At 35.6% G+C, this 23,933-nt stretch carries 15 protein-coding genes; 5 read left to right on the top strand and 10 right to left on the bottom strand.

The annotated features are described in order from the left end of the window. The first annotated feature begins 539 nt into the window (after positions 1–539). From parE to MHB51_RS02815, 4 genes are all read left to right on the top strand, one after another. On the top strand, positions 540–2,531 hold the full coding sequence (parE, locus tag MHB51_RS02830) for a DNA topoisomerase IV subunit B (protein ID WP_066163114.1): 1,992 nt from the start codon (positions 540–542) through the stop codon (positions 2,529–2,531). 3 nt (positions 2,532–2,534) lie between these two features. Then, positions 2,535–4,955, top strand: coding sequence for a DNA topoisomerase IV subunit A (gene parC, locus MHB51_RS02825; protein ID WP_342558936.1), 2,421 nt, complete (start codon positions 2,535–2,537; stop codon positions 4,953–4,955). A 416-nt stretch (positions 4,956–5,371) separates the two neighbouring features. Beyond that, entirely contained in the window at positions 5,372–6,559 is a 1,188-nt protein-coding gene (locus tag MHB51_RS02820) for an MFS transporter (RefSeq protein ID WP_066163110.1), read from the top strand. Between the two features lie 60 nt (positions 6,560–6,619). Continuing rightward, positions 6,620–7,525: an EamA family transporter gene (locus tag MHB51_RS02815; RefSeq protein ID WP_342558935.1), complete on the top strand. Its 906-nt coding sequence runs from the start codon at positions 6,620–6,622 to the stop codon at positions 7,523–7,525. A gap of 3 nt (positions 7,526–7,528) precedes the next feature. Here MHB51_RS02815 and MHB51_RS02810 read toward each other — a convergent pair whose 3' ends face one another. From MHB51_RS02810 to MHB51_RS02790, 5 genes are all read right to left on the bottom strand, one after another. Further along, a complete protein-coding gene (locus tag MHB51_RS02810) occupies positions 7,529–7,702 on the bottom strand; it encodes a hypothetical protein (protein WP_342558934.1) in 174 nt (57 codons plus the stop codon). A 291-nt stretch (positions 7,703–7,993) separates the two neighbouring features. After that, a complete protein-coding gene (locus MHB51_RS02805) occupies positions 7,994–9,538 on the bottom strand; it encodes a cation acetate symporter (RefSeq protein ID WP_066164416.1) in 1,545 nt (514 codons plus the stop codon). A gap of 8 nt (positions 9,539–9,546) precedes the next feature. Then, positions 9,547–9,867: a DUF485 domain-containing protein gene (locus MHB51_RS02800; RefSeq protein WP_066163107.1), complete on the bottom strand. Its 321-nt coding sequence runs from the start codon at positions 9,865–9,867 to the stop codon at positions 9,547–9,549. Between the two features lie 435 nt (positions 9,868–10,302). Continuing rightward, the gene (locus MHB51_RS02795; protein WP_066163105.1) at positions 10,303–11,853 is read right to left on the bottom strand and encodes a cation acetate symporter; all 1,551 of its coding nucleotides are present in this window, start codon (positions 11,851–11,853) and stop codon (positions 10,303–10,305) included. Between the two features lie 2 nt (positions 11,854–11,855). After that, positions 11,856–12,191, bottom strand: a complete 336-nt coding sequence (locus MHB51_RS02790; protein ID WP_066163103.1) for a DUF485 domain-containing protein — start codon at positions 12,189–12,191, stop codon at positions 11,856–11,858. Between the two features lie 465 nt (positions 12,192–12,656). Between MHB51_RS02790 and MHB51_RS02785 the strand changes: the two genes are divergently transcribed. Beyond that, positions 12,657–12,821, top strand: a complete 165-nt coding sequence (locus MHB51_RS02785) for a DUF2197 domain-containing protein (RefSeq protein ID WP_082798923.1) — start codon at positions 12,657–12,659, stop codon at positions 12,819–12,821. A 501-nt stretch (positions 12,822–13,322) separates the two neighbouring features. Here the strand turns inward: MHB51_RS02785 and MHB51_RS02780 are convergent. The 5 genes from MHB51_RS02780 to MHB51_RS02760 form a co-directional block, all read right to left on the bottom strand. Beyond that, entirely contained in the window at positions 13,323–14,759 is a 1,437-nt protein-coding gene (locus MHB51_RS02780) for a hypothetical protein (protein WP_342558933.1), read from the bottom strand. A gap of 331 nt (positions 14,760–15,090) precedes the next feature. After that, a complete protein-coding gene (locus MHB51_RS02775) occupies positions 15,091–16,248 on the bottom strand; it encodes a helix-hairpin-helix domain-containing protein (protein ID WP_342558932.1) in 1,158 nt (385 codons plus the stop codon). 17 nt (positions 16,249–16,265) lie between these two features. Then, complete coding sequence (locus MHB51_RS02770) at positions 16,266–20,792, bottom strand: hypothetical protein (protein WP_342558931.1); 4,527 nt, start codon at positions 20,790–20,792, stop codon at positions 16,266–16,268. Between the two features lie 627 nt (positions 20,793–21,419). After that, entirely contained in the window at positions 21,420–21,701 is a 282-nt protein-coding gene (locus tag MHB51_RS02765; protein WP_342558930.1) for a transposase, read from the bottom strand. Between the two features lie 992 nt (positions 21,702–22,693). Beyond that, positions 22,694–23,890 carry an IS256 family transposase gene (locus MHB51_RS02760; protein WP_342558243.1) on the bottom strand — a complete coding sequence of 399 codons (1,197 nt, stop codon included), beginning with the start codon at positions 23,888–23,890 and terminating at the stop codon, positions 22,694–22,696. Positions 23,891–23,933 lie beyond the last annotated feature (43 nt).

Genomic DNA, 23,933 nt, shown 5'->3' with positions numbered 1-23,933 from the left:
TTCAAAATTGATAGTTGGTACTAATATGTTGTAATAATGATTATACACTGATTGCCTAGCAATTGAATAGTAGATTGACGATTTTTTTTGTTTTTGCAAGAATAGGCGTGTCAAAAACGTTTTTGAGACATACCTATTGAAATGTGGATAGTGACCATTTATCCCGCATTAAGGGTCAGTAAGCCTCCTACTTCAAGACTTTAGTAAAATTGGGCAAAGGATAAGTGGGAGACCAACTGCCCGTAAAAGCCCGAATGGTTCAACTAACTTTCAGTGGGAAAGAGCGTCCACTGAATGAAGTTTCACTTTATTGTAACCGCCGGAGAAGCAAGCCTTATTTGTAACGAAAGCAAAGAGACAGGTTCAGATTTTTTTAGCAAATATTTAATATAAAAGCTGAGATTATCCTGAAGATATAGGCTCTGAAATAAAGCATTCATTGAAAAATAGCTTGCTTAAATGGTACAATGACTATCTGTGTAGAGGTTTAGCGCCTTGACAGCTAAACTTATTCTTTGTACGATAAAAGAAAAGAACGTATGTTTGTTTTAGGGGGTATTTGTTTGGTGAAGGAACAACCAATCGCATATAATGATGATGCGATTCAAGTGTTAGAGGGCTTAGATGCAGTTCGTAAACGACCAGGTATGTATATCGGTTCAACAGACGGACGTGGGCTTCATCACTTAGTTTATGAAATAGTGGATAATGCGGTGGACGAAGCGCTCGCAGGCTTTGGTGCACACATTATCGTGAGAATACACGAGGATAACAGTATTAGCGTGCGTGACTTTGGGCGAGGTATGCCAACAGGTATGCATAAAATGGGGAAACCAACATCGGAAATTATTTTCACTGTTTTACATGCCGGTGGAAAATTTGGACAAGGTGGCTATAAAACAAGCGGTGGCTTACATGGCGTAGGTTCATCTGTTGTGAATGCGTTAAGCAGCTTTTTAGAGGTGACGATTCATCGAGATGGGCAAGTGTATCGTCAACGCTTTGAAAATGGTGGCAAGCCAGTCACATCCCTTGAGATTATCGGAAAATCAAAAGAAACAGGGACACTCGTTCATTTCTTACCAGATGCAACGATTTTTTCTGTGACGAAATTTAATTACGATACGTTAGCTGAGCGTTTACGTGAATCCGCTTTTTTATTAAAAAATTTGAAAATTGAATTAATCGATGAACGCCCAGAAGGACAGCACGAAGTATTTCATTATGAAAACGGTATAGAAGCATTTGTTGCTTACCTAAACGAGGAAAAAGATGTTTTGCATCCTGTTAAATATGTGGAGGGCATGCAGCAAGAAATCGAGGTTGAGTTTGCTCTGCAATTTAATGACGGTTATTCGGAAACAGTCCTATCCTTCGTTAATAATGTGCGTACACGTGATGGTGGGACGCACGAAACTGGGGCAAAGGCAGCAATGACAAGAGTTTTTAATGATTATGCACGAAAAATCGGTTTATTAAAGGAAAAGGATAAAAACCTAGATGGTGCAGATGTTCGAGAAGGCTTGACAGCAATTGTTTCCGTTCGTATTCCCGAGCACTTGTTGCAATTCGAGGGGCAAACGAAAGGCAAGCTTGGTACAAGTGAAGCGCGCTCTGCAGTGGATGCTGTTGTATCAGAGCAGCTTCTTTATGTACTAGAGGAAAATGCTGAATTGTCAGCATCGCTCGTGCGTAAAGCGATTCGTGCGCAGCAGGTGCGAGAGGCAGCAAGAAAAGCGCGTGAAGATGCAAGAAACGGCAAAAAAAGCAAAAAGGGCAGCACGCTTTTATCAGGTAAATTAACACCTGCACAGTCACGTAACGCGGCGAGAAATGAGCTTTATTTAGTCGAAGGTGACTCGGCAGGTGGCTCAGCAAAGCAAGGACGCGATCGCTCCTTCCAAGCCATTTTACCACTTAGAGGGAAAGTGATTAATACAGAAAAGGCGAAGCTTCAGGACATTATGAAAAATGAGGAAATCGCTACGATTATTCATGCGATTGGTGCAGGTGTTGGTGCTGATTTCTCTGTAGAGGATGCAGCATATGATAAAGTTGTTATTATGACGGATGCTGATACAGATGGTGCACATATTCAAGTACTGTTATTAACATTTTTCTATCGTTATATGAAGCCACTTGTAGAGGCAGGAAAAGTATATATTGCATTACCACCGCTTTATAAAGTTTCAAGAGGGGCGGGCAAAAAAGAAGTAATTGAGTACGCTTGGACAGAAAATGAATTGGATGCTGCCATAAAAAAAGTAGGTAAGGGTTATATTATTCAACGTTATAAAGGGCTAGGAGAAATGAACGCGGACCAACTTTGGGATACAACAATGAATCCAGAAACGCGCACATTAATTCGCGTAACAATAGAGGACGGAGCACGTGCTGAGCGTCGTGTGACAACATTGATGGGTGATAAAGTAGAGCCTCGTCGTAAATGGATTGAAACACATGTCGACTTCGGGATGGAGGATGAGGTAAATATTTTAGAAAATGAATTCATCCATCAAGAGGGGGACTAATTAATGACAACAGAAAGATTTCAAGATTTACCTTTAGAAGAAGTAATGGGAGACCGCTTTGGTCGCTATTCAAAATATATCATTCAAGACCGCGCATTACCTGATGCACGCGACGGGTTGAAACCTGTACAGCGCCGTATTTTATATGCAATGTTTAATGAAGGCAATACACATGATAAACCATTCCGAAAATCAGCAAAAACGGTCGGGAATGTAATTGGTAACTTCCATCCGCATGGGGATTCCTCTGTTTATGATGCAATGGTTCGTATGAGTCAAGATTGGAAAGCTCGCCATATGCTCATTGAAATGCATGGAAATAACGGCTCTGTTGATGGTGACCCTGCTGCTGCGATGCGTTATACAGAGGCACGTTTATCAAAGGTGGCGGCTGAAATGCTGCGTGATATTGGTAAACGTACAGTAGATTTCGTCCCGAATTTTGATGATCAAGACATGGAGCCGACTGTTTTACCAGCGCGCTTCCCAAACTTGCTCGTAAATGGCTCTACAGGGATTTCAGCAGGTTACGCAACCGATATTCCACCGCATAACTTGCAGGAGTCGCTTGATGCGGTTTTAATGCGCTTAGACAAGCCTGAATGTACAATAGATGATTTAATGACGGTTATAAAAGGACCTGATTTCCCAACAGGTGGCATTATTCAAGGTGTAGATGGTATAAAAAAGGCATATGAAACAGGTAAAGGTAAAATTATTATTCGGGCAGCTTCTGAAATAGAGGCAATTAAGGGAAACAAAGAGCAAATTGTTATTACCGAGCTTCCATACGATGTCAATAAAGCAAACTTAATAAAAAAAATAGATGAGCAGCGTTCTGATAAGCGTTTAGAGGGCATTGCCGATGTACGCGACGAATCAGACCGCAATGGTTTGCGCATCGTTATCGAAATGAAAAAAGATGTGCAAGCACAAGGCATTTTAAACTATTTATTAAAATCAACGGATTTACAAATTACGTATAGCTTTAATATGATTGCTATCCATAACAGACGTCCAACATTAATGACGCTACCGCTTATGCTTGATGCCTATATTACCCATCAAAAGGAAATTGTGAGTAAACGTACAGCCTTTGATTTGGAAAAAGCGAAAGACCGCCTACATATTGTGGAAGGCTTAATGAAGGCGTTGTCAATTTTAGATGAAGTCATTCAAACTATTCGTTCTTCAGCAGATAAGCGTGACGCAAAAATGAATTTACAGCAAAAATTCAATTTCACTGAGATACAATCAGAAGCAATCGTTAGCTTACAGCTATATCGTTTAACGAACACAGATATTACCGAGTTACGAGCAGAGCAAGAAGAGTTAACACAGCTTATTGAAAAACTGACAGATATTTTAAATGATGATAAAAAGCTAGCACGCGTTATTAAAAATGAGCTACTTGATGTACGTAAACGCTTTGCAGAGCCACGTCGCTCTGTTATCCAAGCAGAAATTGAGGAAATCAAGTTAACTTTGGATGTGCTTGTCCCAAGTGAGGAAGTGGTCGTAACTGTAACGAAGGATGGTTATATCAAGCGTACAAGCCTTCGCTCACACAGTGCATCCAATGGTCAGGATTTCGCAATGAAGGAATCCGATTATTTATTGTATGAAGAAATTTTAAATACACAGCACCATTTATTGTTGTTCACGAATAAGGGGAACTATATTTATCAGCCGATACATGAGCTGCCAGACATTCGTTGGAAGGACCTCGGTCAGCATATTTCAAGCATTGTACCGCTTGATGCAGAGGAATTTATTATTGAAGTAATTGGTATCGAGTCATTCCAACAAGAAGATGTATATGTATTTACAGCTACAAAAGACGGACAAATTAAGCGTTCAGCACTTGCTGATTATGTTGTCACACGTTATTCAAAGCCTGTAAAAACGATGAACTTAAAAAACGGTGATGAAATGATTTACGCATCGCTTCAAAAGCCTGGGCAGGAAATTTTATTAACGAGCAATACGAGCTACACAATTCGCTTTGCTGCGGAAGAGCTGCCGATTACTGGTGTGAGAACGGGCGGTGTAAAAGGGATTGTATTGAAGGATGGAGAATGCTTAGCGGCTGCAAATTTACTGGAAGGGAATCAAGAGCTCGTCATCGTGACACAGCGTGGCGCAATAAAGCGCATGGCCATTCACGAAGTAGAAATTGGCAATCGTGCAAAGCGTGGCGTTGTTATTTTAAAAGAGCTAAAAGCAAATCCACATCGTATTTATGCTGTCTTGCCTGTCACTTCACAGGACGAGATATTGCTTGAAACGGAACGCGGCGTCCAAGAAACAATTCAAGTAGCAAGCTTATCGCGAGCGGATCGTTACTCAAATGGGTCATTAAGAATTGACACAGTAGGCGACGGGGCTTTAGTAAGAGCGACAATCATAAAAAAAGAGGCGTAATAAAGTGAATGGGGACGTCTTAGTCCCTTGTTAAAAAACCATCATCGCAAACGAATGCGGTGGTGGTTTTATCTTGATTCAAATTTTTTCAGCGTGTAAAACCAAAAGCAGGGCAATGCCCTGCTTTCAAGACATTTTCAATGATGTTTTATCAAAGAAATACCTCGGTAAAATAGGAAGGAGTTTCTTTAAAATTTGATAACACTAGATTTAGTAACTTACTCTTGAATTTAAAATAAAGTAAGCGTAAAGTTATTTTCTTACTTTAGGACAAGCTATTTCCTTTTTAAACTGTCATTACTTTAAGAAAACTTGACGCTTTGCCCCTCTCGTAAACTCTATTGACTTTTCCCCTAGATTGCTATATCATTCAATTTATTTCGGTTTTCGTTATATTGTGGAAAGGACGATAATAAATGTGGAAAAATAAAAATGTATGGATTGTGCTAATTGGCGAGTTTGTCGTAGGCTTAGGCCTTTGGGCAGGAATTATCGGCAACTTAGCATTTATGCAGGACACAGTGCCCTCTGATTTTCATAAATCGCTCATATTAGCAATCGGTATGATTGCTGGCGTTGCAGTTGGTCCATTAGCAGGTCGTCTTATTGATTCAACTAGCAAAAAGAAAGTATTAATTATTGCGAGTGCAGGACGAGTTGTCGCTGTTATATTTATGTTTATTGCACTTGCTACAAACTCGGTCATATGGATGCTGTTCTTTTTAATTAGCTTGCAATTGGCAGCGGCATTTTATATGCCGGCATTACAAGCCGTGATACCGATGATAGTTAAGGATAAAGATTTAATTACCTTAAACGGCTGGCATATGAATGCACGCACAATATCAAGAATTATAGGAACGGCCGCTGCTGGTTTAATGTTAAGCTATTTAGACGTTAAATGGCTGTATATCGCCTCAATGGTTATGTATGTAGTTATGCTGGCTATTACGTTTACATTTGATTTACAGGAACAGAACAAAGCCTTACAGGCGAAAGACAAGAGCAAGGGTAGCTTTAAAGAAGTATACCCGATGCTAAAGGAACATCCAGTTGTGTTAATGACACTTGTATTAATGGTTATTCCGATATTATTTTTAGGCTCCTTTAATTTGGTCATTATGAAAATTACAGAAATACACCAGTCGCAAAGTTTGTCAGGAATGATTTATGCAGTGGAAGGCACAGCTTTCATGCTAGGTGCTGTATTTATTAAACATTTAACAAAAATCGCGAAAACTGGCACAATTTTATTTCTTTCAGTTTTTATAATCGGACTTATGGAGCTTATGCTATTTTTATCTGATATAAAACTATTTGCTTTATTAACATTTGCTTTATTCGGCTTTACAGTAGGGTGCTTCTTCCCAACAACGATGACTATTTTTCAACGACAAGTGCCAAAAGATTATCACGGCCGTTTCTTCTCCTTCCGTAATATGATTGACCAAGTGCTATTTCAGGTTGTCTTGCTGTCAACAGGGGCGCTACTTGATTTAATTGGCCTTCAGTGGATGGGGATTACATTTGGTGTATTTAGCTTACTATTAAGCTCTTATTTCCTTATTGTGATTCGTAATAAAAAGATTGAAATGGCTATGTAAAGCACAGTAAAAAGCTTATACTTATAATACATGTAAAATCGTTAGAGGAGAAATGGCATTATGGCATTAGAAAACCGCGGGAAGGGAATTGCACTTGTTCTCCTCGCCGCATTATTTTGGGGCATTTCTGGAACTGTATCTCAGTATTTATTCCAAACGCTACATATGAGTACAGAATGGCTTACAACAATACGTTTACTATGTGGAGGTATTATTTTATTAACGGTAGCTTATCGCCAGCAAGGAACTCGTATTTTTCATATTTGGCGGCAAAAAGCAGATATTCTTGCATTAATTATTTTCGGTGTTATAGGTATGATTGGTGTGCAGTATACATATTTAGCAGCCATTAATTATGGAAATGCAGCAACTGCCACAGTGTTACAATATTTGGGTCCAGCAATTGTCACAGCCTATTTCATCGCTCTGGCAAAACGCCTTCCGACAGTAAAGGAGCTTTTAGCTGTCGGTCTTGCATTATTCGGTACATTTTTGCTCGTTACACATGGCAATATTCATTCTTTATCTATTTCTAAGGACGCATTTATTTGGGGAATATTATCTGCATTTGGCCTAGCGTTTTATACGATTCAGCCAATTCAAGTATTGCGTCGTTGGGGCTCTATGCTCGTAGTAGGGTGGGGGATGATTATTGGTGGCATTGCATTTAGCTTCGTTCATCCACCTTGGCATTTTGAAGGGGAATGGCAATTCTCAGCACCTTTTGCTCTATTATTTGTTATTGTATGTGGAACCGTCATAGCTTTTTATAGCTATTTAGAAAGCATGAAATATTTAACACCTACAGAAACAAGCCTACTTGCTTGTGCAGAACCACTATCAGCAGCAGTAACATCTGTGCTATTTTTAGGTGTTGCATTTGGCTGGATTGATTGGTTAGGAACATTTTTCATTTTAGGCACAATTGCGATACTCGCTATACAAAAGAAGAAAACCATTTCCTAGAGATTACTCATGGAAATGGTTTTTATATTTTTTATAAGATTGATCAATTGTTTCTTGCCTTGTTTTTGTTTTGCGTTCATGCGTGGAGAAGGCGGTAATGCCACGCTGCTTCGTCACATCGGCAGCACCTGCACGCTGCTTTGCTAAGCGCTTCTTTCTCGCTTTTGATTGTGTCATGTTATCACCTCATTTAACTTCTTTCAGCGGGTGTCACAGATTTTGAAAAATCGGACGCAATTACACCTCGACGTAATTGATTATCACCTTAAATAAAAATTTGATAGGGAACAGCACCAAATATTAAAAATGTGTAATGGGCTAGCTTATTTCATTTTTTATATTAATTTGGCAAAAAGCTACTAAAAGCCATTTTCAAATAGTATACCACTAATTTCAGCAATTTAATAAAACAAAAAAACTGCCTGAAAAGCGGCGTTTTCGCATGCTTTTCAGACAACTTCATTGTTTTTAGTGAGAAACATCCTGCACAGAAATACCAGTGTTTGCTTTTACATCAACTTCGCGGTATTTCGCTTCGTCTGCTTTTTCTTTCGATAGAAGTGTACCAATCCAACCGCCGATGAAGCCTAATGGAACAGAAATTAATGCAGGGTTTGATAACATAATTAATGGTTCACCTACAAAAATAGCTTTACCTTCTGGACCCCAAACGTTTGGTGATACAGCTACTAATACAAGTGCAGAAATTAAACCTGTTAACATCGCTGTAACCGCACCTGTCGTATTAAAGCGTTTCCAATAAATTGTGTAAATAATTACTGGTAAGTTTGCAGAAGCTGCAATACAGAACGCTAACGATACTAAGAATGCTACGTTTAATGTTTGTGCACCTAAAGCTAAAACAATTGATACGATAGAAATTGTAATCGAACCGATACGAGCAGCAAGAACTTGCTCTTTTTCAGTAATTTTACCTTTTTTAATAATTTGACCATAAATATCATGTGACAGGGCAGATGCACCTGAAAGTACTAAACCAGCAACTACCGCTAAAATTGTCGCGAATGCTACCGCGCAGACAAATGAGAATAAAATATCGCCACCTAATGCTTCCGCAAGAAGTGGAGCAGCCATATTACCTGCTGCGTTTGCTGCAACGATTTTCTCTTTACCTACGAATGCTGCCGCACCGAATCCTAAGAAAATTGTTAAAACATAGAAAAGTCCAACAATCCAAGTAGCCCAAATTACTGAAGAACGTGCTGTTTGAGCATCTTTTACTGTGAAGAAACGCATTAAAATATGAGGAAGACCTGCTGTACCTAATACTAACGCAATCATCATAGAAATAGTATCAAGACCATCTGTGTAACGTAAACCTGGATTTAAGTATGCTTCGCCATGCTCTGTAGCAGTAGCCATATCTGAGAACATTTTAGCAATACTGAAATCGAATTTCGCTAATACTAAGAATGAAATAATTACTGTACCAAGCATTAATAAACAAGCTTTAATAATTTGTACCCAGCTTGTTGCTGTCATACCACCGAATAATACGTAGATTGTCATCATGAAACCTACTAAAAGAACTGCTACCCAGTAATCAATACCAAGTAATAATTGAATAAGCGCCCCTGCACCAACAAGCTGTGCAATCATATAGAATAATACAATTGTAATTGTACTTAGTGCAGCCGTTCCACGAACTTTTGATTGATTGAAACGAGCTGTAATCATATCAGCTAATGTGAATCGACCTAAGTTACGTAAAGGCTCTGCCACGATATAAAGTACTACTAAGTAAGCAACTAAATAGCCTAGAGAGAAGAAGAAGCCGTCAAAGCCGAAAAGGGCAACTGACCCAGCAATTCCTAAGAATGATGCAGCCGATAAATAGTCACCAGCAATAGCTAGTCCATTTTGCCAGCCTGTTAAACCTCCACCAGCTGTATAGAAATCACTTGCTGAAGAAGTACGTTTTGAAGCCCACCAAGTAATAACTAATGTTAAACCTACAATACCTACGAAAAACGAAATGGCCGTTAAGCTCATACCCTCCATCAGCTATTCCCCCTTTCATATTCCTCAATGATTGCCTTCGCATCTTTATCAAATTTCGATGCTTTAGAGATATATAAGTGTGCTAGACCCCATGTCATAATGAAGAGGCCTGCTGAGTATACCCATACCCATGTAATGTCTCCAATCGCTTTTGCGTGTAAGATTTTTGTGTACGAAGTTAGCACTGGTAATGTCATATACGCAATTAAGAAAATGACTGCTAATGTCCATACGAATGAATTCTTTTTCTTTACTAGTTGTTTAAAAGAGTCAAGTTGCGCAATTTTGTCATAGTCAATGTGCTTTTGTTGATTTCCCATAAATCTTATCCCCCCAATTTCGTCTAAAATTACTGCTTATTGTATGTAAATTTCTCTATCAAGAATTTACAATTTTCATTCTATTTTACCGTTCACAAAATTGCAATAGTTTTTGAAAAAATTATGTGAAAAAAATTTTTAGAAAAATAACTTGAGCGAGAAAATTTATAAAGTGAGGGGAGAAAAAAATGAATTTCCGAGGAAGACATTATTTTAAAAATGTTGATATATCAAGGTTAATATAGAACTTGACAAACAATATCTTTTCGTAAAAGAGAATATTTTTGTGTTTTCGACCGATTTTTAACCCTTTTAAAAAGGTGATTTTCGAAAGCGATTTACCTAAAATTAATATAGTCTAATAAGTTTTTTTGTCAATTTATATACTAAAAAAACAACAAGTCATCTTTTAATAAAAAAAGATGACTTGACAAATTAATGTGTCACATCTGACACAGATATTCCTGTATTTGCCTTAACTCGTATTTCCTTGAAAATAATTTCTGACTCTTTCTGTTTTTGCTTAGTCGTTGATAAAATTGTCCCTAAATAACCCGCAAGAAAACCTAATGGAATCGTAATAATAGCTGGTACAGCTAAATTAACTAAAGGTTTCCCAACAAAAATCGCCGTACCTGCCTCGCTCCAAACATTCGGACCTAATGCACCAAGTATTAAGCAAGAAACCAAACCTGTTACAATGGATGCTACTGCACCTGTAGAATTAAACTTCTTCCAGTAAATTGTGTACAAAATCACAGGTAAATTTGCCGAAGCACCAATGCAGAAGGCAAATGACACTAAGAAGGAAACATTCAAGCTTTGCGCGAACAGCGCTAGAATAATTGAAACAATTGCGATTGAAATAGAACCAAGGCGAGCTGCAATGACTTGTTGCTTTTCTGTTAGCTTACCATCTTTAATAATTTCACCATAAATATCGTGTGAAATAGCTGAAGCACCTGTTAATACTAGCCCTGATACAACCGCTAAAATTGTAGCAAATGCTACAGCACTAATAAATGATAATAAAATATTGCCACCTAAAAACTCTGCAAGTAGCGGAGCAGCCGTATTTCCAGCAGCGCTAGCAGCCTTAATTGCGTCAAAACCGACAAAATGCATCGCACCAAAGCCTAAGAAAATTGTCAGCGAGAAGAAAATCGCTGTAATCCAAGTAGCAAATGAAATAGAAGTTCTTGCTGTTCTTGCATCTTTTACTGTAAAGAAGCGCATTAAAATATGCGGTAAGCCAGATGTTCCTAATACAAGGGCCATCATCATCGATACAGAATCAATTGTTGATGTATATTTTATACCTGGCACTAAATATTCCTTCCCATGATCCTGTGCAATCGTATCAAACATTTTTACTAGATTAAAATCAAACTTATAGAATACTAAAATTGCAAGAAGGGCAGTACCGAATAGCAATAAGCCAGCTTTAATAATTTGCACCCAGCTTGTTGCCGTCATGCCACCAAACAATACGTATGTTGTCATCATCACACCAACAATTAACACAGCAATCCAATATTCGATACCAAATAATAGCTTGATTAATGCACCAGCACCTACAAGCTGGGCAATCATATAGAAAATAACGATAATAATCGTTCCCGTTGCTGCAACTCCACGCACCCGTTTTTCATTAAAGCGGGCTGTAAGCATATCTGCTAATGTATAGCGTCCTAAATTACGCATTGGCTCTGCGATGACATATAGCAATACTAGATTTGCCACAACATAACCAACAGAAAAGAAGAAGCCATCAAAGCCAGTTAAAGCAATCGCACCAGATACGCCTAAAAACGCTGCAGCGGATAAATAGTCACCTGCAATTGCAAAGCCATTTTGCCAGCCAGTTAGACCGCCACCAGCCGTATAAAAATCACTAGCAGAGGAAGTTCTTTTCGCCGCAATATACGTAATAATTAATGTTAATCCAACAATCCCAAGAAAAAAGCCGGTTGATACTAAATTCATGATTATTTTCCTCCTTTATATTCAGCTAATACTGCCTGTGCTTGACGATCAAACTTTGCAGCGATTTTTCCATAAACCGTGCATAGCACAACAGTCATAATAAAGAGGGCAGCAGAGTATACCCATACCCAAGTAATTGAGCCAACCGCATTCTGTTGTAGAACAGTAGTGAAGGCTAATATCGGTAAAAAGATATAAATTGTTAAAAATACTGCAGTAATCGTGAATAACAGCTTATTCTTTTTCTTCACAAACGTGTTAAAGGACTCCATTTGATTAATTTTCTCATAGTTAATCTCATTGCTTTTGTTACTTTTTGTTGCTAAAACAGTGCTCATAAATATCCCCCTAATTTTTAATTTCACTAAGCTGGCATAAGCCAAATTCATGTTAGAAGTTATTTTAGGAGAAATTTATTTTGTTTGCAATACCATTTTTCTAATATTCAGAAATTAAAGTAATTGAAATAACCATAGAATTATCAAGGTTTATAGACTAAAACACAAATGAGTAAATCTTTAAAAATATTTTATAATGCTATAATAAAGACAATATTATTTATTTAAGCGCAGAAAATTTATACATAAAGCACAAAATAATATTTCGTTATGCTAAAGGTCGAAAGCAGAACTGAAATTACATTTGTTATATAACACCAATGAAAATGATAAAAATTTGCTATGAAAAAATTTTTATTTTTTAGGAAAAAAGAAGCTATTCGATTTATTTGTTTGAGTAGACTAAAATAAAGGTAGGAGTGCCTATAATACAATCAAAAAATGTGGAACGTAGGAGGATGCGTTATGTTTTATTACGAGATAACATGCTCTAGCTGTAAAAATAAATTCAAAGTATATGAAGATTCATTAAGGTTTCGACAGTTAAAAGAAAGAACGCATAGCATTTTTCGCTGCGATGAATGCTACAGCAAAATACGGATGGATGCGATTAAAAACTTCTTTAGGTAGCAGCTATAAAATAAATGGCTCACTAAAAGACATTAGTAATTAAAATTGAAATTTTTTGTTTCATCTCAATATTCAAAGTATACTTTATACTGACACGTAACTTCCTATAATTTATATTATGTAAACTAAAAACTGATTTGATACTTGCACAAGATTAAGCTACTTTTTCTCTTCTTATAAATGTACACTTCTGTACATGGACAAGACTTCCCTGTCTTTTTGGACAAGAAGTTCTTGTCTTTTTATTTTCTCGTAAATATCCCCTCATTTTGGACAAGACTTTCTTGTCTTAACTTATGTATAAAATAGCTAAACCTAAACCTGCTCATTTAACTATGAACAGGTTTAGGTTTAGATTTAAATTAACTGCAGTATTGAACTCTTTTATAGTAGCTAAAAACTCACTTATATTATTTGAGATACATCTGTTGAAGCTGCCTGGTGTTTTATATGCGTTATTTGATTGCGGGCTTACTTTTTATTTTTCACAATTAGTTGTATTTATTGGAATGATTTTAATAATAGTTCTTCATCTATTTTATTAGCTTTTAAATATTGGGGGTTTTCAATCATTATAGAGATAGCTAATCTAAGGTATTCAATTGCCCGCTCAACAGCTGGAATAGGCTCCACTCCTTCAAACTTTATCTCTCTTTTATTATTAGCTTTAGGATTCCCATGTACTATAGCTGATCGATAATCGTATATTTTTTTAACAGTTGTAAAAATCTCTATAGGTGTTTGAGTTACCTCTTTTGAAAGTGGTAACAAAGCTGCCATTCTTAGAGCAAGCTTATGATTCAATTCTGATTTTTCACCATCAGATAACAGTGTTTCAAGTGCAATCATTGCGTCGATAATTGCATCTTGTTCATTATCTCTCAAATAGCAATACTTGAGCCTTTGAGTGGCAATTATCATTTTTGGATTTGGTTCTTTTTGGATTTTTAAGAACATATCCCCAACACTTTGCATTTGTTCTATTGTAACCGTAGGAATTTCTGTATTAAGCCAATAAAACCTATCAAACTTCGATGGAAACGCCCTAATTAATGTCCCATAAATTGGTCTTAAGTTAGCATCATACGAATTACACCAATCGTATGGTCTTGAAATTAATTGTCCATATCCTGTTTCTAACCCTAACGATATTCTTAAACAATTAATAAAAGTGTCAATAATATCTAACGGATACGCATTTTTCTGACTTAATAATTCACTTACGCCCCACTTCGAGGTATTTTTAAAACTGTAGTTTTTTAACACTAGTGCATGTGTAGTTGCGTTAATTACTGTTTCATTTACTGGAACAGCATAGTTAGATATACGTGTTCTAGATAATTGCATAACTTCATCCATTTGTTCAATATATGTATTCTCATCTATTTCTAATGATTCAAAGTCAAATTTTACAAACAATAAAGGTACCACTATTTCAATATGTAGTATCTCATTAAATATTGAATTTTCTATAGGAATGTATATCTTTTTAAATTTATCAAAATCAAAGTTTTCATTGCAATCGTACATGTGAAAGTAACGTTCTACTAATGATTCTACTATCGACTTAATGCTAATACTAAACAAACTGTTATCTTCTCCGTTAGGGGTCAAGAGATACTTTTCTTTAAAATACTGATTTTCCATTGCATATTTTTCGTATTCCTTGTATCCATTCAAATCTGTAATCTCAATTCTAGGATTTCCTTGCCAACGGGCAAAGAAATCCTTATATTTTACTGGACGTTCTTCTGAATACGAGTCCTCTGAAAAAGAAGGCAGGCCATTGTTGAAATTTAGAGATCTTTTAGGCCATTTATAATATCTTGGAAGATAATATATCTTTTCATTTCTCATATAAGAATTTATTTTTTCAAATGCACTGTATGTAACAGTATATAAAAGATTGCATAATTCTTCATTTTTCACTAATAACATATATCGCCAATCTCCTTTTCTTAACTCTACCTGGCGTTTCAACACCAAATTTGGAATGGCAACACTTTTGGATAACTTTTATAAGGGGCTTTTTTAAGCAGCAAGGGCGCATAAGTTGCTTAACATGGAGCCTCTATGGGTATGATTCCTTGCGTCAGAAAGCGAGCTAAATCAGGCTGACTTAGCCAAACGAGGCTATCATGCCCATTGTTCCACGTAAAGCTCTTCTTCGTTGATCGGCTTGGGATTTGCCCTCTATACCTTATAAAAAGTATCTAACTAAATGTAACCTATCCACCTCTATTTACAAATCTATTTTTATTGTCCTAAATCACAATACACCATATACTTCTATAGCTGTTTTTATAGTCTTATCCCCAACACCTTTTATCTCTTTCAAATCTTTAATAGTTAGACTGTTATTAATAGCTCTATACTTTACAATCTCTTTAGCAACATTCTTGGATATATTTAAAAAGCTTTGTAGTTCGTCTAGGGTTGCTGTCATTATATCTAAGCCTCGTTTCTTTTCTAAATCCAACTCTAAATATTCTAAAATATCGGCAACCATTAAATAAGTGTGAAAAACTGATTTTACAGCTTCAGTTCTCGTTAGTGCTGAATGTACTCCCTTATTAGTTTGTTTATGAATTTTTTGTAAATAAGCACCTAATATATCGACGTGTGCCTTTGCTAATTCTTTATTTGTACTACTTGCAATATTCTCATCCATAAATGCCCATAGACGATTAATATATTGAGTTACACCTAATTTCCGTCCGTTAATTTCTTTTGGAGAAGGAGGATAAAGAGTGTCTGCTAGCTCTTCTATAAAACGTCTACAAGTTGTTAAGGCTTGTGACCATTCTTCATTACTCTCACTAGATATTCTTTTAAATGCTACCATTAGTTTTTCAGCTAACTCAGGATTTATATCTAATAATTTATCGTCTACAGCTTCTTTTAGAACATCAAAACTAGTCTTTGGGGCCTCAGTTAGAACTACCTTACTATGTAGAGTTGTGGAAAATTCATATGTTTTATTCGCTACATACTTAAGATGTTTACTTAGTTCATTTTTATAATGGGTCCCATCATTACCATTTTTTAATCGAACTAAGTCATTATATCTTTCTTCTATAAATCCAATTCCTTTATAACCACCGCTGCTATCATTAATCTTTATTTCTAAATCTTCTATTGGAAAATGTTTATCCATATTCAAACCTTTTTCTTCCAATGATTGAATGATTTTCTCTACATTTGATTTTTCTTCTCGAAATGCTCTTAGAAGCTTTTTTAATTCATGGATGTGTTCACTATTTCCTAATTGAATATCACACCAATCAACTATTTCCTTCTCATTCAGAATTTTAGCAGCTCTTAATAATTTGCGAACCGCAATTTCAACAAATCCCTTAGGTGATTCCAGTTCATTAAGGGATTCTAAAATTATTTTTTCTACCTCTTTTATAGACTTATTACTCATAAATATCACCTCTCTATTTAATTCTCCAGATTAAATGTATAAGGAGCTAACCACGTTACTTTTTTTACACTTCTTTCTTCAAACGTCAATATATAATTAAATTCCAATCTTTTTGAAACATAACCTTTATCATTAAAAATTTGCTTCTCTCCACCTATAAACCAAATCACTTGTAAGTCATTTTCCCCCAACCATTGTTCAAATTGCACTGACTCAATCAATGCTGCCGATGGACCATTTTCTAATTCACTTGGGTCCATAAAGATTATTTTGCCGTCGGAATTCTCCCATGTACTAAAATTCCCTAATGACCAATTTAAATTTAAGTCTTTAATTAATTGTTGATTAGGTAAATAGAGAGAAATATATTGGTCAATGGATTTATCTCTTTCACCTGTTTCCCATTCATATTCGTTAACTGGTACTAAATGTTGAATATTTAAAGTTCGAGAATCCTCATCATTACGCCAAATATCGAAATCTTTATAGTAAGAATGCCATGGATATTCTCGTAAAAAACCTTGATGTGAGGAACCTCGTGGTGCAAAAGTAGAAGGGTCAAATAAAGCTTTATCTTTCATTTTTTCAAGTACAATATTTACATCAGCTTTTGGTACAATGCATGTATTGATTCTATACCACAACTCTTCTTTAGATTTACCATCAAGTGTTTTATTCGTCCATTTTCTAAAGCCTCTCAAGTTATGCCACTTTTCACCTTTACTATCAGCTACTATTAATAAATTCTTGAAATCAGGAATCGTCTCTTCATCGAACACCCAATTCTCCGATTCATTGACACTAAAACTCGGTGTATACGGTGACCACCAAACCTTTCCAAACTCATCCCAGTTTGAATCATTAGTAGCTCTCAGCCATATAGTAGGATCAATGTCACGTTTCCAAAGCTGCCATGGACCTTTATATTCTGTTTCATCTTCATATTTGTTGGCCCAATATAAATTATCTGCCATTCTAGCTAAAAGTTCATAAAATGCAATCCATTGATATTTCTTACCAATTCGTTCAATTTTTGAACCTTCTCTACCGTAAGTATTACTATGTCTTCTTTCAAACTCACCAAACATTTTTGAAGTCCAGCCCAATTCATATGCTCTCTTACATACCCATCGTTGCGCCCATTTCCTACTAAAAATTGCAACTCTATTATTAACTCCTAAACCTGTTAACCATCTAAAATATTCTTTGTCCTCGTCTGATAAAGATGTATTGATACGTTGCTTTAAAGAATCCCAATTATCACTTGGACTATCAATATTTTTAGTAACAATTGAAATTTCCCAAGGCATTTCATCAGCCTCTTTAAATAACTCTTCAAGGTCATCAAGGTCATACTCTGAATCATTTAAAATATCATCTATAATATTAACTGTCATAGGTTTACCGTATGATTCAATTCTTTGGTTAATTTCTTTTAAGTACTCTTCCCTTAGGTCACTTGGCACTTTCTCAGCGAATTCTAAGTGTAATTCATATGCTGTTTTAGGATGACTTTCCGTAAGCGATGTTGCTGACCAGTCATGTACGCAGGACATAGTATAGTTACCAAAATCACCTGGGAATCCCATAAGAGAACTTTTAATCGAAGAATACTCATCTTCATCTAAAGCTTTAATGTCCGATTTAGTAGGATTTTCAATTGGCCATTCACTTATATATGGAGGTCTAAAATTACTGCTCATTTCTTCAGCGATTAAATTTTTATACAAGGCGTATTCCATTATCCCACGAGCATAATCCCTTAAAAGGAGATGTGATTCTGGCTTCTTCTTTGCAAATTGCAACTCATAAACCTTCTCTGCAATTTCTCTTACTTCATCTAAATCGTTAATATTGCAGACTACACCATAACTAGCTGCATACAATCTTTCTTTTAAATATAAATCATCTATATCATTAAATTCAGTTAATAATTCTTTAATGACATACGGATGATAACTTAAAATTCGAACTAATGATTTAGTAGCTTGATCCCTTACTCTTCTATTTGAAGTCGTTGTCATCCATAAAAGTGCGTAACTCAATAATCTTATACGCTCGTCTTCTACATCACTTAAATCCGCATACAATGTCCAATCAATTAAAGTTCGAGTTACCGTTTCAGATTGCTCGTCATCTTCCTCATAATCGCTTACAGCTATATGAGTTGACCAAAAACGGTCCCTTTCCACCAAATTTCTTCTTTGTAAATTTTCATGTAAAAATAAAGCATTTAATGGATGATTAGGCTCTGTAGAAAAAGCTAATACCTTATCTAGAGACTCATTAAAAAAACCATAATTAGAAATTTTATTTAGTAATGCAACCGTTCTATCATTAATCGAATCTTTGCTACGTAATAAAAGAACTTTCGTGAAGGATTTATCAAAAATCGAATTATAATGTGTACTATCTTCAGATACAAAATCAATAAATTCTAAGTTGAATTTTTCTGGGAAAACTATGCCTAGTGCTTCAATAATGCCTGAATACTTATATGGATTCTTTATTATTCCTTCTAATTTCCCATTAGTTCCAAACTCCACTTCAAGATTTTCTGCGTTCAGATTATTAATAATGTTTTCTGCAATGAAATAATCACTGAATCTTTCATATGTAAACCTAACAACTTCAATTGCATTTCCATTATCATCAGTAATCATATCTAATGCTAGTAAACCTTCTGAAATAAGTATATCGATTAAGTCATCGTCAAAATTAGGTTTAGGATCCACTTCTCTAATAATGTCCGTTGCTAAATTTATTTCAACACCAAACAAATTATCAGGATATATTAGTTCAATCAATTTAGATAAAATTCTATTAGAAACATTTCTATTCCCAATATATTTTTTTCTACGTTTAATAACATTTTCAATACTTTCCAAATAAAAATTAAAGATTGCAGTCTGGCCTTCAAGACCTTTAGGGAAAGAAGTCAATCTTTTTGATTTTATTGCTTTACAACATGTTTTTAAAAACAACGGATTACTAAATTCCGGAGATAATAATGGTACAGAAGGCTTGTCTATCCCTTGTTTTGACAAATACTTCATAGCTGCCCGGTGTTCATATCCTTTAAAACCTGCATGAAAAATCTCCACTATGTTCCCATTAATTTCTTCAGGCAATATGAAATCCTTATAAGTTAATCTACAGCTTATAAGTAATGCGATATGAGGATAATTTTTTAATTCAGCTATAAATGACATTAGTTGATCTTGCCAATCAAAACGATTATTACCTTCATTTAAGGCATCAATAATAATTAATGTTCTAGTTTTCTTTGCCTCTCCAGCCGCATCCAAAGCCCCTAATAACTGTTTAAAACTTACGCCTCTCAAATCAAGTTCTTCAGCTATAAAATTAAGTGGATTACCTCCAAAATACCTTTGCCCTAATAGAAAGACAGTAGGTAAATCCTCAGCTATACGCTTTTGTGCTATATCACATAATAAATGTGATTTTCCTATTCCAGCCTCTCCTAATATGACTACACTTTTTATTTCATACGCTTCCGTAGCAATACTAAATATAAATTCCTCAATATTATCTAGTGCCTCAATAATTCCTCTAAATTGATATCTAATGTCTTTCCATCGTTCATTCTTATCATCAATATTATCCCAAATAAAACTATTGAATTTAGCAGCTAAGCCTCTTAAACCTTTAAAATCTACCCTGAGATTTGTAAATTCAAGGTCATCGTACTTAGTAAATAAAATTTCTAAATAAGTTTCTTTAAATTTAATTGCATTCTCTTTGAATACAGTCCAGTTTGGTCCTTTATTCAAATTTTTATTTTCAAAGCAATCTAACTTGTCTATCCTTTGTAGCAAATCGAATACAATCTTTTTTTGATTATTAATTGCTTCTTTCCATTCAGGAGATATACCTAGTCCCTCTATCTTTTTCTGTATAGGTAAATCAATATGATATTTCTCTGAAAATCGCTCCCCTAAAGAAATTTTCGATTTATTAGCTAATTCCGCAAAAGTTCCGATACTCAATACCGGCTCATTAAACCAGTATAATGTTCTACCAATATAATTACTTTCGTCTCTTTGTAGCATCATACTTAATTCGTGGCGACCCCAATATTCAAACTCAACGTCCATTCCCTTATCTTTGGCTATTTCCGTCCAACTTTGGACATATTGGTTCCATTTATTTAAGGAAGATATAACTTGTTTCCCACCACGACCCGATTTTCGACTATCATTTAAATCCTTCGGCACACTTACATAATATTTAGTTAATCTAGGATGTTTATCAATCGCTGTTCTAACTGAAGCATCTATTTGGCTCCATTGACTACCTTCGAGCCTGTCAGTAAAATATTTAGCTTGCCAAGCATGCTCTGAACCATCTTCAAAGATCCAATAACATTCAACTCCACCATCTCCGCCAGCCCCATCTTTTCTAATAAAATTCTTACCCTGATCAGGTTTATTTAAATGGGCTAATTGACAAACTAATTCTTCAAACCCGCCATCTTTACTACCATCAAAAGATCTTATACGAGTAAAATCCAGATCCATCATAAATTTAACCTCACAATCTTATGATAAAATTTAAAATATGTGCGTTAGAAATATTTATAACGCATGGTATCTATTAATATAAAATATTCACTTTTCATTTTACCTTATTAGTAAAAATAAGTAATGAAATTAACAGAATGTTTGATATAAAAAGTAAATTGTTTATTTTAAAAGGCTTATACCATTGTATATACAATAAACTGCAACTCTTTTTGTGTTGCTGCATTAATAGCAATACAAAATTTAAATTGCTTTTTAAATTTCATTTTATTTTCGAAGTTGAGAAAATATCAAGAGATGGAACTAACGCAATGTCTTTACGCCGGTAATAAAAATCCCAATCTGTAGTTAATTGTTCTAGTTCCATCCTCAATTTAATGTAAGCGCAGCATTTCGAGCATAATTTTGTAATCATCCCCATTTTAAAGTGTTTTTTAAAACACTTTCGTTTGCATTCTTTACGCAAACGTCGCAACAAACATTTATAAACGCGTAGGAGGTCATCTGTTGCATTTTTTGAAGATGAATTATTAATTGTATAGGAAATTTGATAGTCAGCTCCTGGGCGAATTTGAGCGTTATTAAAACAATTATCCGAATAGCGGTCTGCGTCTTGTTGAATGACCTCTATTTTCGTCCCATGATCAGCGCTGCTTGCTTTAAAATATCGTTCTCCATACGCAACTGCCTCATTTCTTTACGTAATTGAAGTAGCTCGTTTTCTTCTGCAGAGCGATTGTCTTCGGCTTTAAATGAACCTGTTTCTTTCTGATTTTTAATCCAGCGATCCAAAGCAGATGGTGTAATGTCATAGTCTCTGGTAATATCTGCACGAGATTTCCCATTTTCATAAAGTTTAACCAGTTGTAGTTTGAATTCAGGGGTATAAGTTCGACGTTCTCTTTTCATAAGGTACACGCTCCTAAGGGTTCTCATATTTTTAGTATACCCCTTATGGAAGTTGTTTAGTTAAGTGTAGACTATCCATTTCCCTTAGTTTCTAGGTGTTTTAAAACGTCCTTATTTTCTAATACAGCATAATTTGTTCCCTATTGTAAAAAATTTTTGTGGTTTAAATACAAAGTGTTTTTAGTTTATAAGTCAGCATTTTTGAGGGGAATGATGCATTTAAAAACACTGCTATTTAAAGGTTTTAGGAAGATTAGCCCTACTTGTCCGTCAGATAGGGACAATAGGGAACGATTTTCAAGGAATATAATAGTGAGGTTTTCAGATTTTAAAGAAAAATTTTTAAAAATGGTCTTAATCTATATGCTGTATTTTCTATGGAATATAGAATTGTCAGGTATAAATTATTTGAGATTTTATAGCCGCGAATATTTAATTGCTCTCGTATGTAAGACCAACATAATTTTGGGCCTTTTAAGAATTAACTGTTGTCGATTCGGCGGATCATATATAGTTCGTGTATATATGAAGCTGCTAATATAATATCGCGAATGGATCATTAAATTATATGATGCCGAAACAATAGTAACCTACATCTAGAGAAAATAATCAATTTTTATGATTTGTATTAATTGAAGATTTATTTCAACATTCAGCTGCAACTAGATGTCTATGATTGTATGTAAATTTAAGCGATTATTAATAGAAATCTTGTTTTAGTCTGCTTTCATTCCCAAAATAAGAAGATTTTCTTTACTTTATTTATGTTAAATAAAAGTAACTAAAGGAAAACTAAATAAATTCTATAAACTATTAAACATAATTTTACTTTTTATGGTACTGTCAATATTATTGTGTAAATGACTTTTCAACTTCTCAAGGTAGATGATCACCTTCGTATTCAAATAGATTTGTTCGAAGTTTGGATTTGGGTGTCTAGGAAAGGGCTAGCCCTTTCCTAGACACCCAAATTTCGCGCTGGCACGTCCCGGTTAGTTTGTCGGTTCATGCAGCTGTTCAAACATTTCTTCTAGCTTGGCACGGGCCTGATTAAAGCCGATGTGGCAGCGTGTGGCGAAACGTTGATTGTAGTCCTCGAACTGCGTCACTAAAAAGCGTTCCAGTGATTCTTCATTCGGGAACTGTTCCTTGCGCTTTGTATATTTTTTGATTTGCTTATTGAACGACTCAATTAAATTGGTCGAGTAGATGCTTCGCCAAATTGCTTTTGGAAACTGATAAAACGTGAGTAAATACGGATTATCAAGTAAGCTCTGTGTAACTTTTTTATACGATTTGCTCCATTTCTCGCAGAACTGCCCAAGTGCTAGCGCAGCTGCTTCGGCGTCCTTGGCCTGGTGAATCGTTTTAAAATCTTCGCAGACTTCCTTGCGATCCTCTACGCGTACTTTATGCATGATATTGCGACCGACATGAACTAAACAGACTTGATATTTTGCCTTTGGAAACACATTGAAAACAGCGTCAGCCATGCCTTTTAAGCCGTCTGATACGAATAATAAGACGTCTTCTACACCACGGTCTTTCAGCTCTTCTAGTAGCTCTTGCCAGTTGTAAGCAGACTCGGTTGGGGCAATCGTGTAAGCGAGTACCTCTTTAGAGCCGTCTTCGCGAATACCAACAGCGATATAGACGGCTTCTTTAGACACCGTATCACGACGTACGGCAATATACGTCGCATCTAAATACACGCATACGTAACGATTATGCAACGAACGGTTGTTAAATGCATCGACTGTTTCTGAAACCGCTTTTGTCATATTCGAAATCGTTTGAGGCGTATAGTGATGGCCATACATTTTTTCGATTAACTGGGCAATTTCAGCCATCGTAATGCCTTTTTTAAACAGGTGAATCACCGTATCTTCAAGCGTATCATTCGAACGCTTATACGGAGCCACGGTCTGTTGTTTGAACTCACCATTGCGATCACGTGGAATTTGAATGGCTAAATCGCCGTACTCTGTGTGAAGCGTACGCGAATAAGACCCATTGCGTGAGTTGCCTGAATTAAAGCCCATACGGTCATATTTTTCATAATCTAGAAATTCCGTTAACTCTGTCACAAGTAGCGAGTTGATCGCCATTTCCAAGTGCGAACGAAAAACCTCGGTAATATCTTGTTTTTTTACTAGTGCATCGATAATTTCTGTTGTAAACTGATTCATAGGGAAGACCTCTTTTCTAGGATTGGTTGTGGTGACTTAATTC

This window comes from Metasolibacillus sp. FSL K6-0083, assembly GCF_038630865.1.
In the GTDB taxonomy this organism is placed as follows: domain Bacteria; phylum Bacillota; class Bacilli; order Bacillales_A; family Planococcaceae; genus Metasolibacillus; species Metasolibacillus fluoroglycofenilyticus.
Note: the sequence above shows the minus strand (reverse complement) of the source record. Positions and strands in the feature narration are given on the sequence as shown.

Excerpts from the sequence above, each read along its gene's own strand:
- parE (WP_066163114.1), top strand. The coding sequence starts at position 540 with ATGTTTGTTTTAGGGGGTATTTGTTTGGTGAAGGAACAACCAATCGCA.
- parC (WP_342558936.1), top strand. The coding sequence starts at position 2,535 with ATGACAACAGAAAGATTTCAAGATTTACCTTTAGAAGAAGTAATGGGA.
- MHB51_RS02820 (WP_066163110.1), top strand. The coding sequence starts at position 5,372 with ATGTGGAAAAATAAAAATGTATGGATTGTGCTAATTGGCGAGTTTGTC.
- MHB51_RS02815 (WP_342558935.1), top strand. The coding sequence starts at position 6,620 with ATGGCATTAGAAAACCGCGGGAAGGGAATTGCACTTGTTCTCCTCGCC.
- MHB51_RS02810 (WP_342558934.1), bottom strand. The coding sequence starts at position 7,702 with ATGACACAATCAAAAGCGAGAAAGAAGCGCTTAGCAAAGCAGCGTGCA.
- MHB51_RS02805 (WP_066164416.1), bottom strand. The coding sequence starts at position 9,538 with ATGAGCTTAACGGCCATTTCGTTTTTCGTAGGTATTGTAGGTTTAACA.
- MHB51_RS02800 (WP_066163107.1), bottom strand. The coding sequence starts at position 9,867 with ATGGGAAATCAACAAAAGCACATTGACTATGACAAAATTGCGCAACTT.
- MHB51_RS02795 (WP_066163105.1), bottom strand. The coding sequence starts at position 11,853 with ATGAATTTAGTATCAACCGGCTTTTTTCTTGGGATTGTTGGATTAACA.
- MHB51_RS02790 (WP_066163103.1), bottom strand. The coding sequence starts at position 12,191 with ATGAGCACTGTTTTAGCAACAAAAAGTAACAAAAGCAATGAGATTAAC.
- MHB51_RS02785 (WP_082798923.1), top strand. The coding sequence starts at position 12,657 with ATGTTTTATTACGAGATAACATGCTCTAGCTGTAAAAATAAATTCAAA.
- MHB51_RS02780 (WP_342558933.1), bottom strand. The coding sequence starts at position 14,759 with ATGTTATTAGTGAAAAATGAAGAATTATGCAATCTTTTATATACTGTT.
- MHB51_RS02775 (WP_342558932.1), bottom strand. The coding sequence starts at position 16,248 with ATGAGTAATAAGTCTATAAAAGAGGTAGAAAAAATAATTTTAGAATCC.
- MHB51_RS02770 (WP_342558931.1), bottom strand. The coding sequence starts at position 20,792 with ATGATGGATCTGGATTTTACTCGTATAAGATCTTTTGATGGTAGTAAA.
- MHB51_RS02765 (WP_342558930.1), bottom strand. The coding sequence starts at position 21,701 with ATGAAAAGAGAACGTCGAACTTATACCCCTGAATTCAAACTACAACTG.
- MHB51_RS02760 (WP_342558243.1), bottom strand. The coding sequence starts at position 23,890 with ATGAATCAGTTTACAACAGAAATTATCGATGCACTAGTAAAAAAACAA.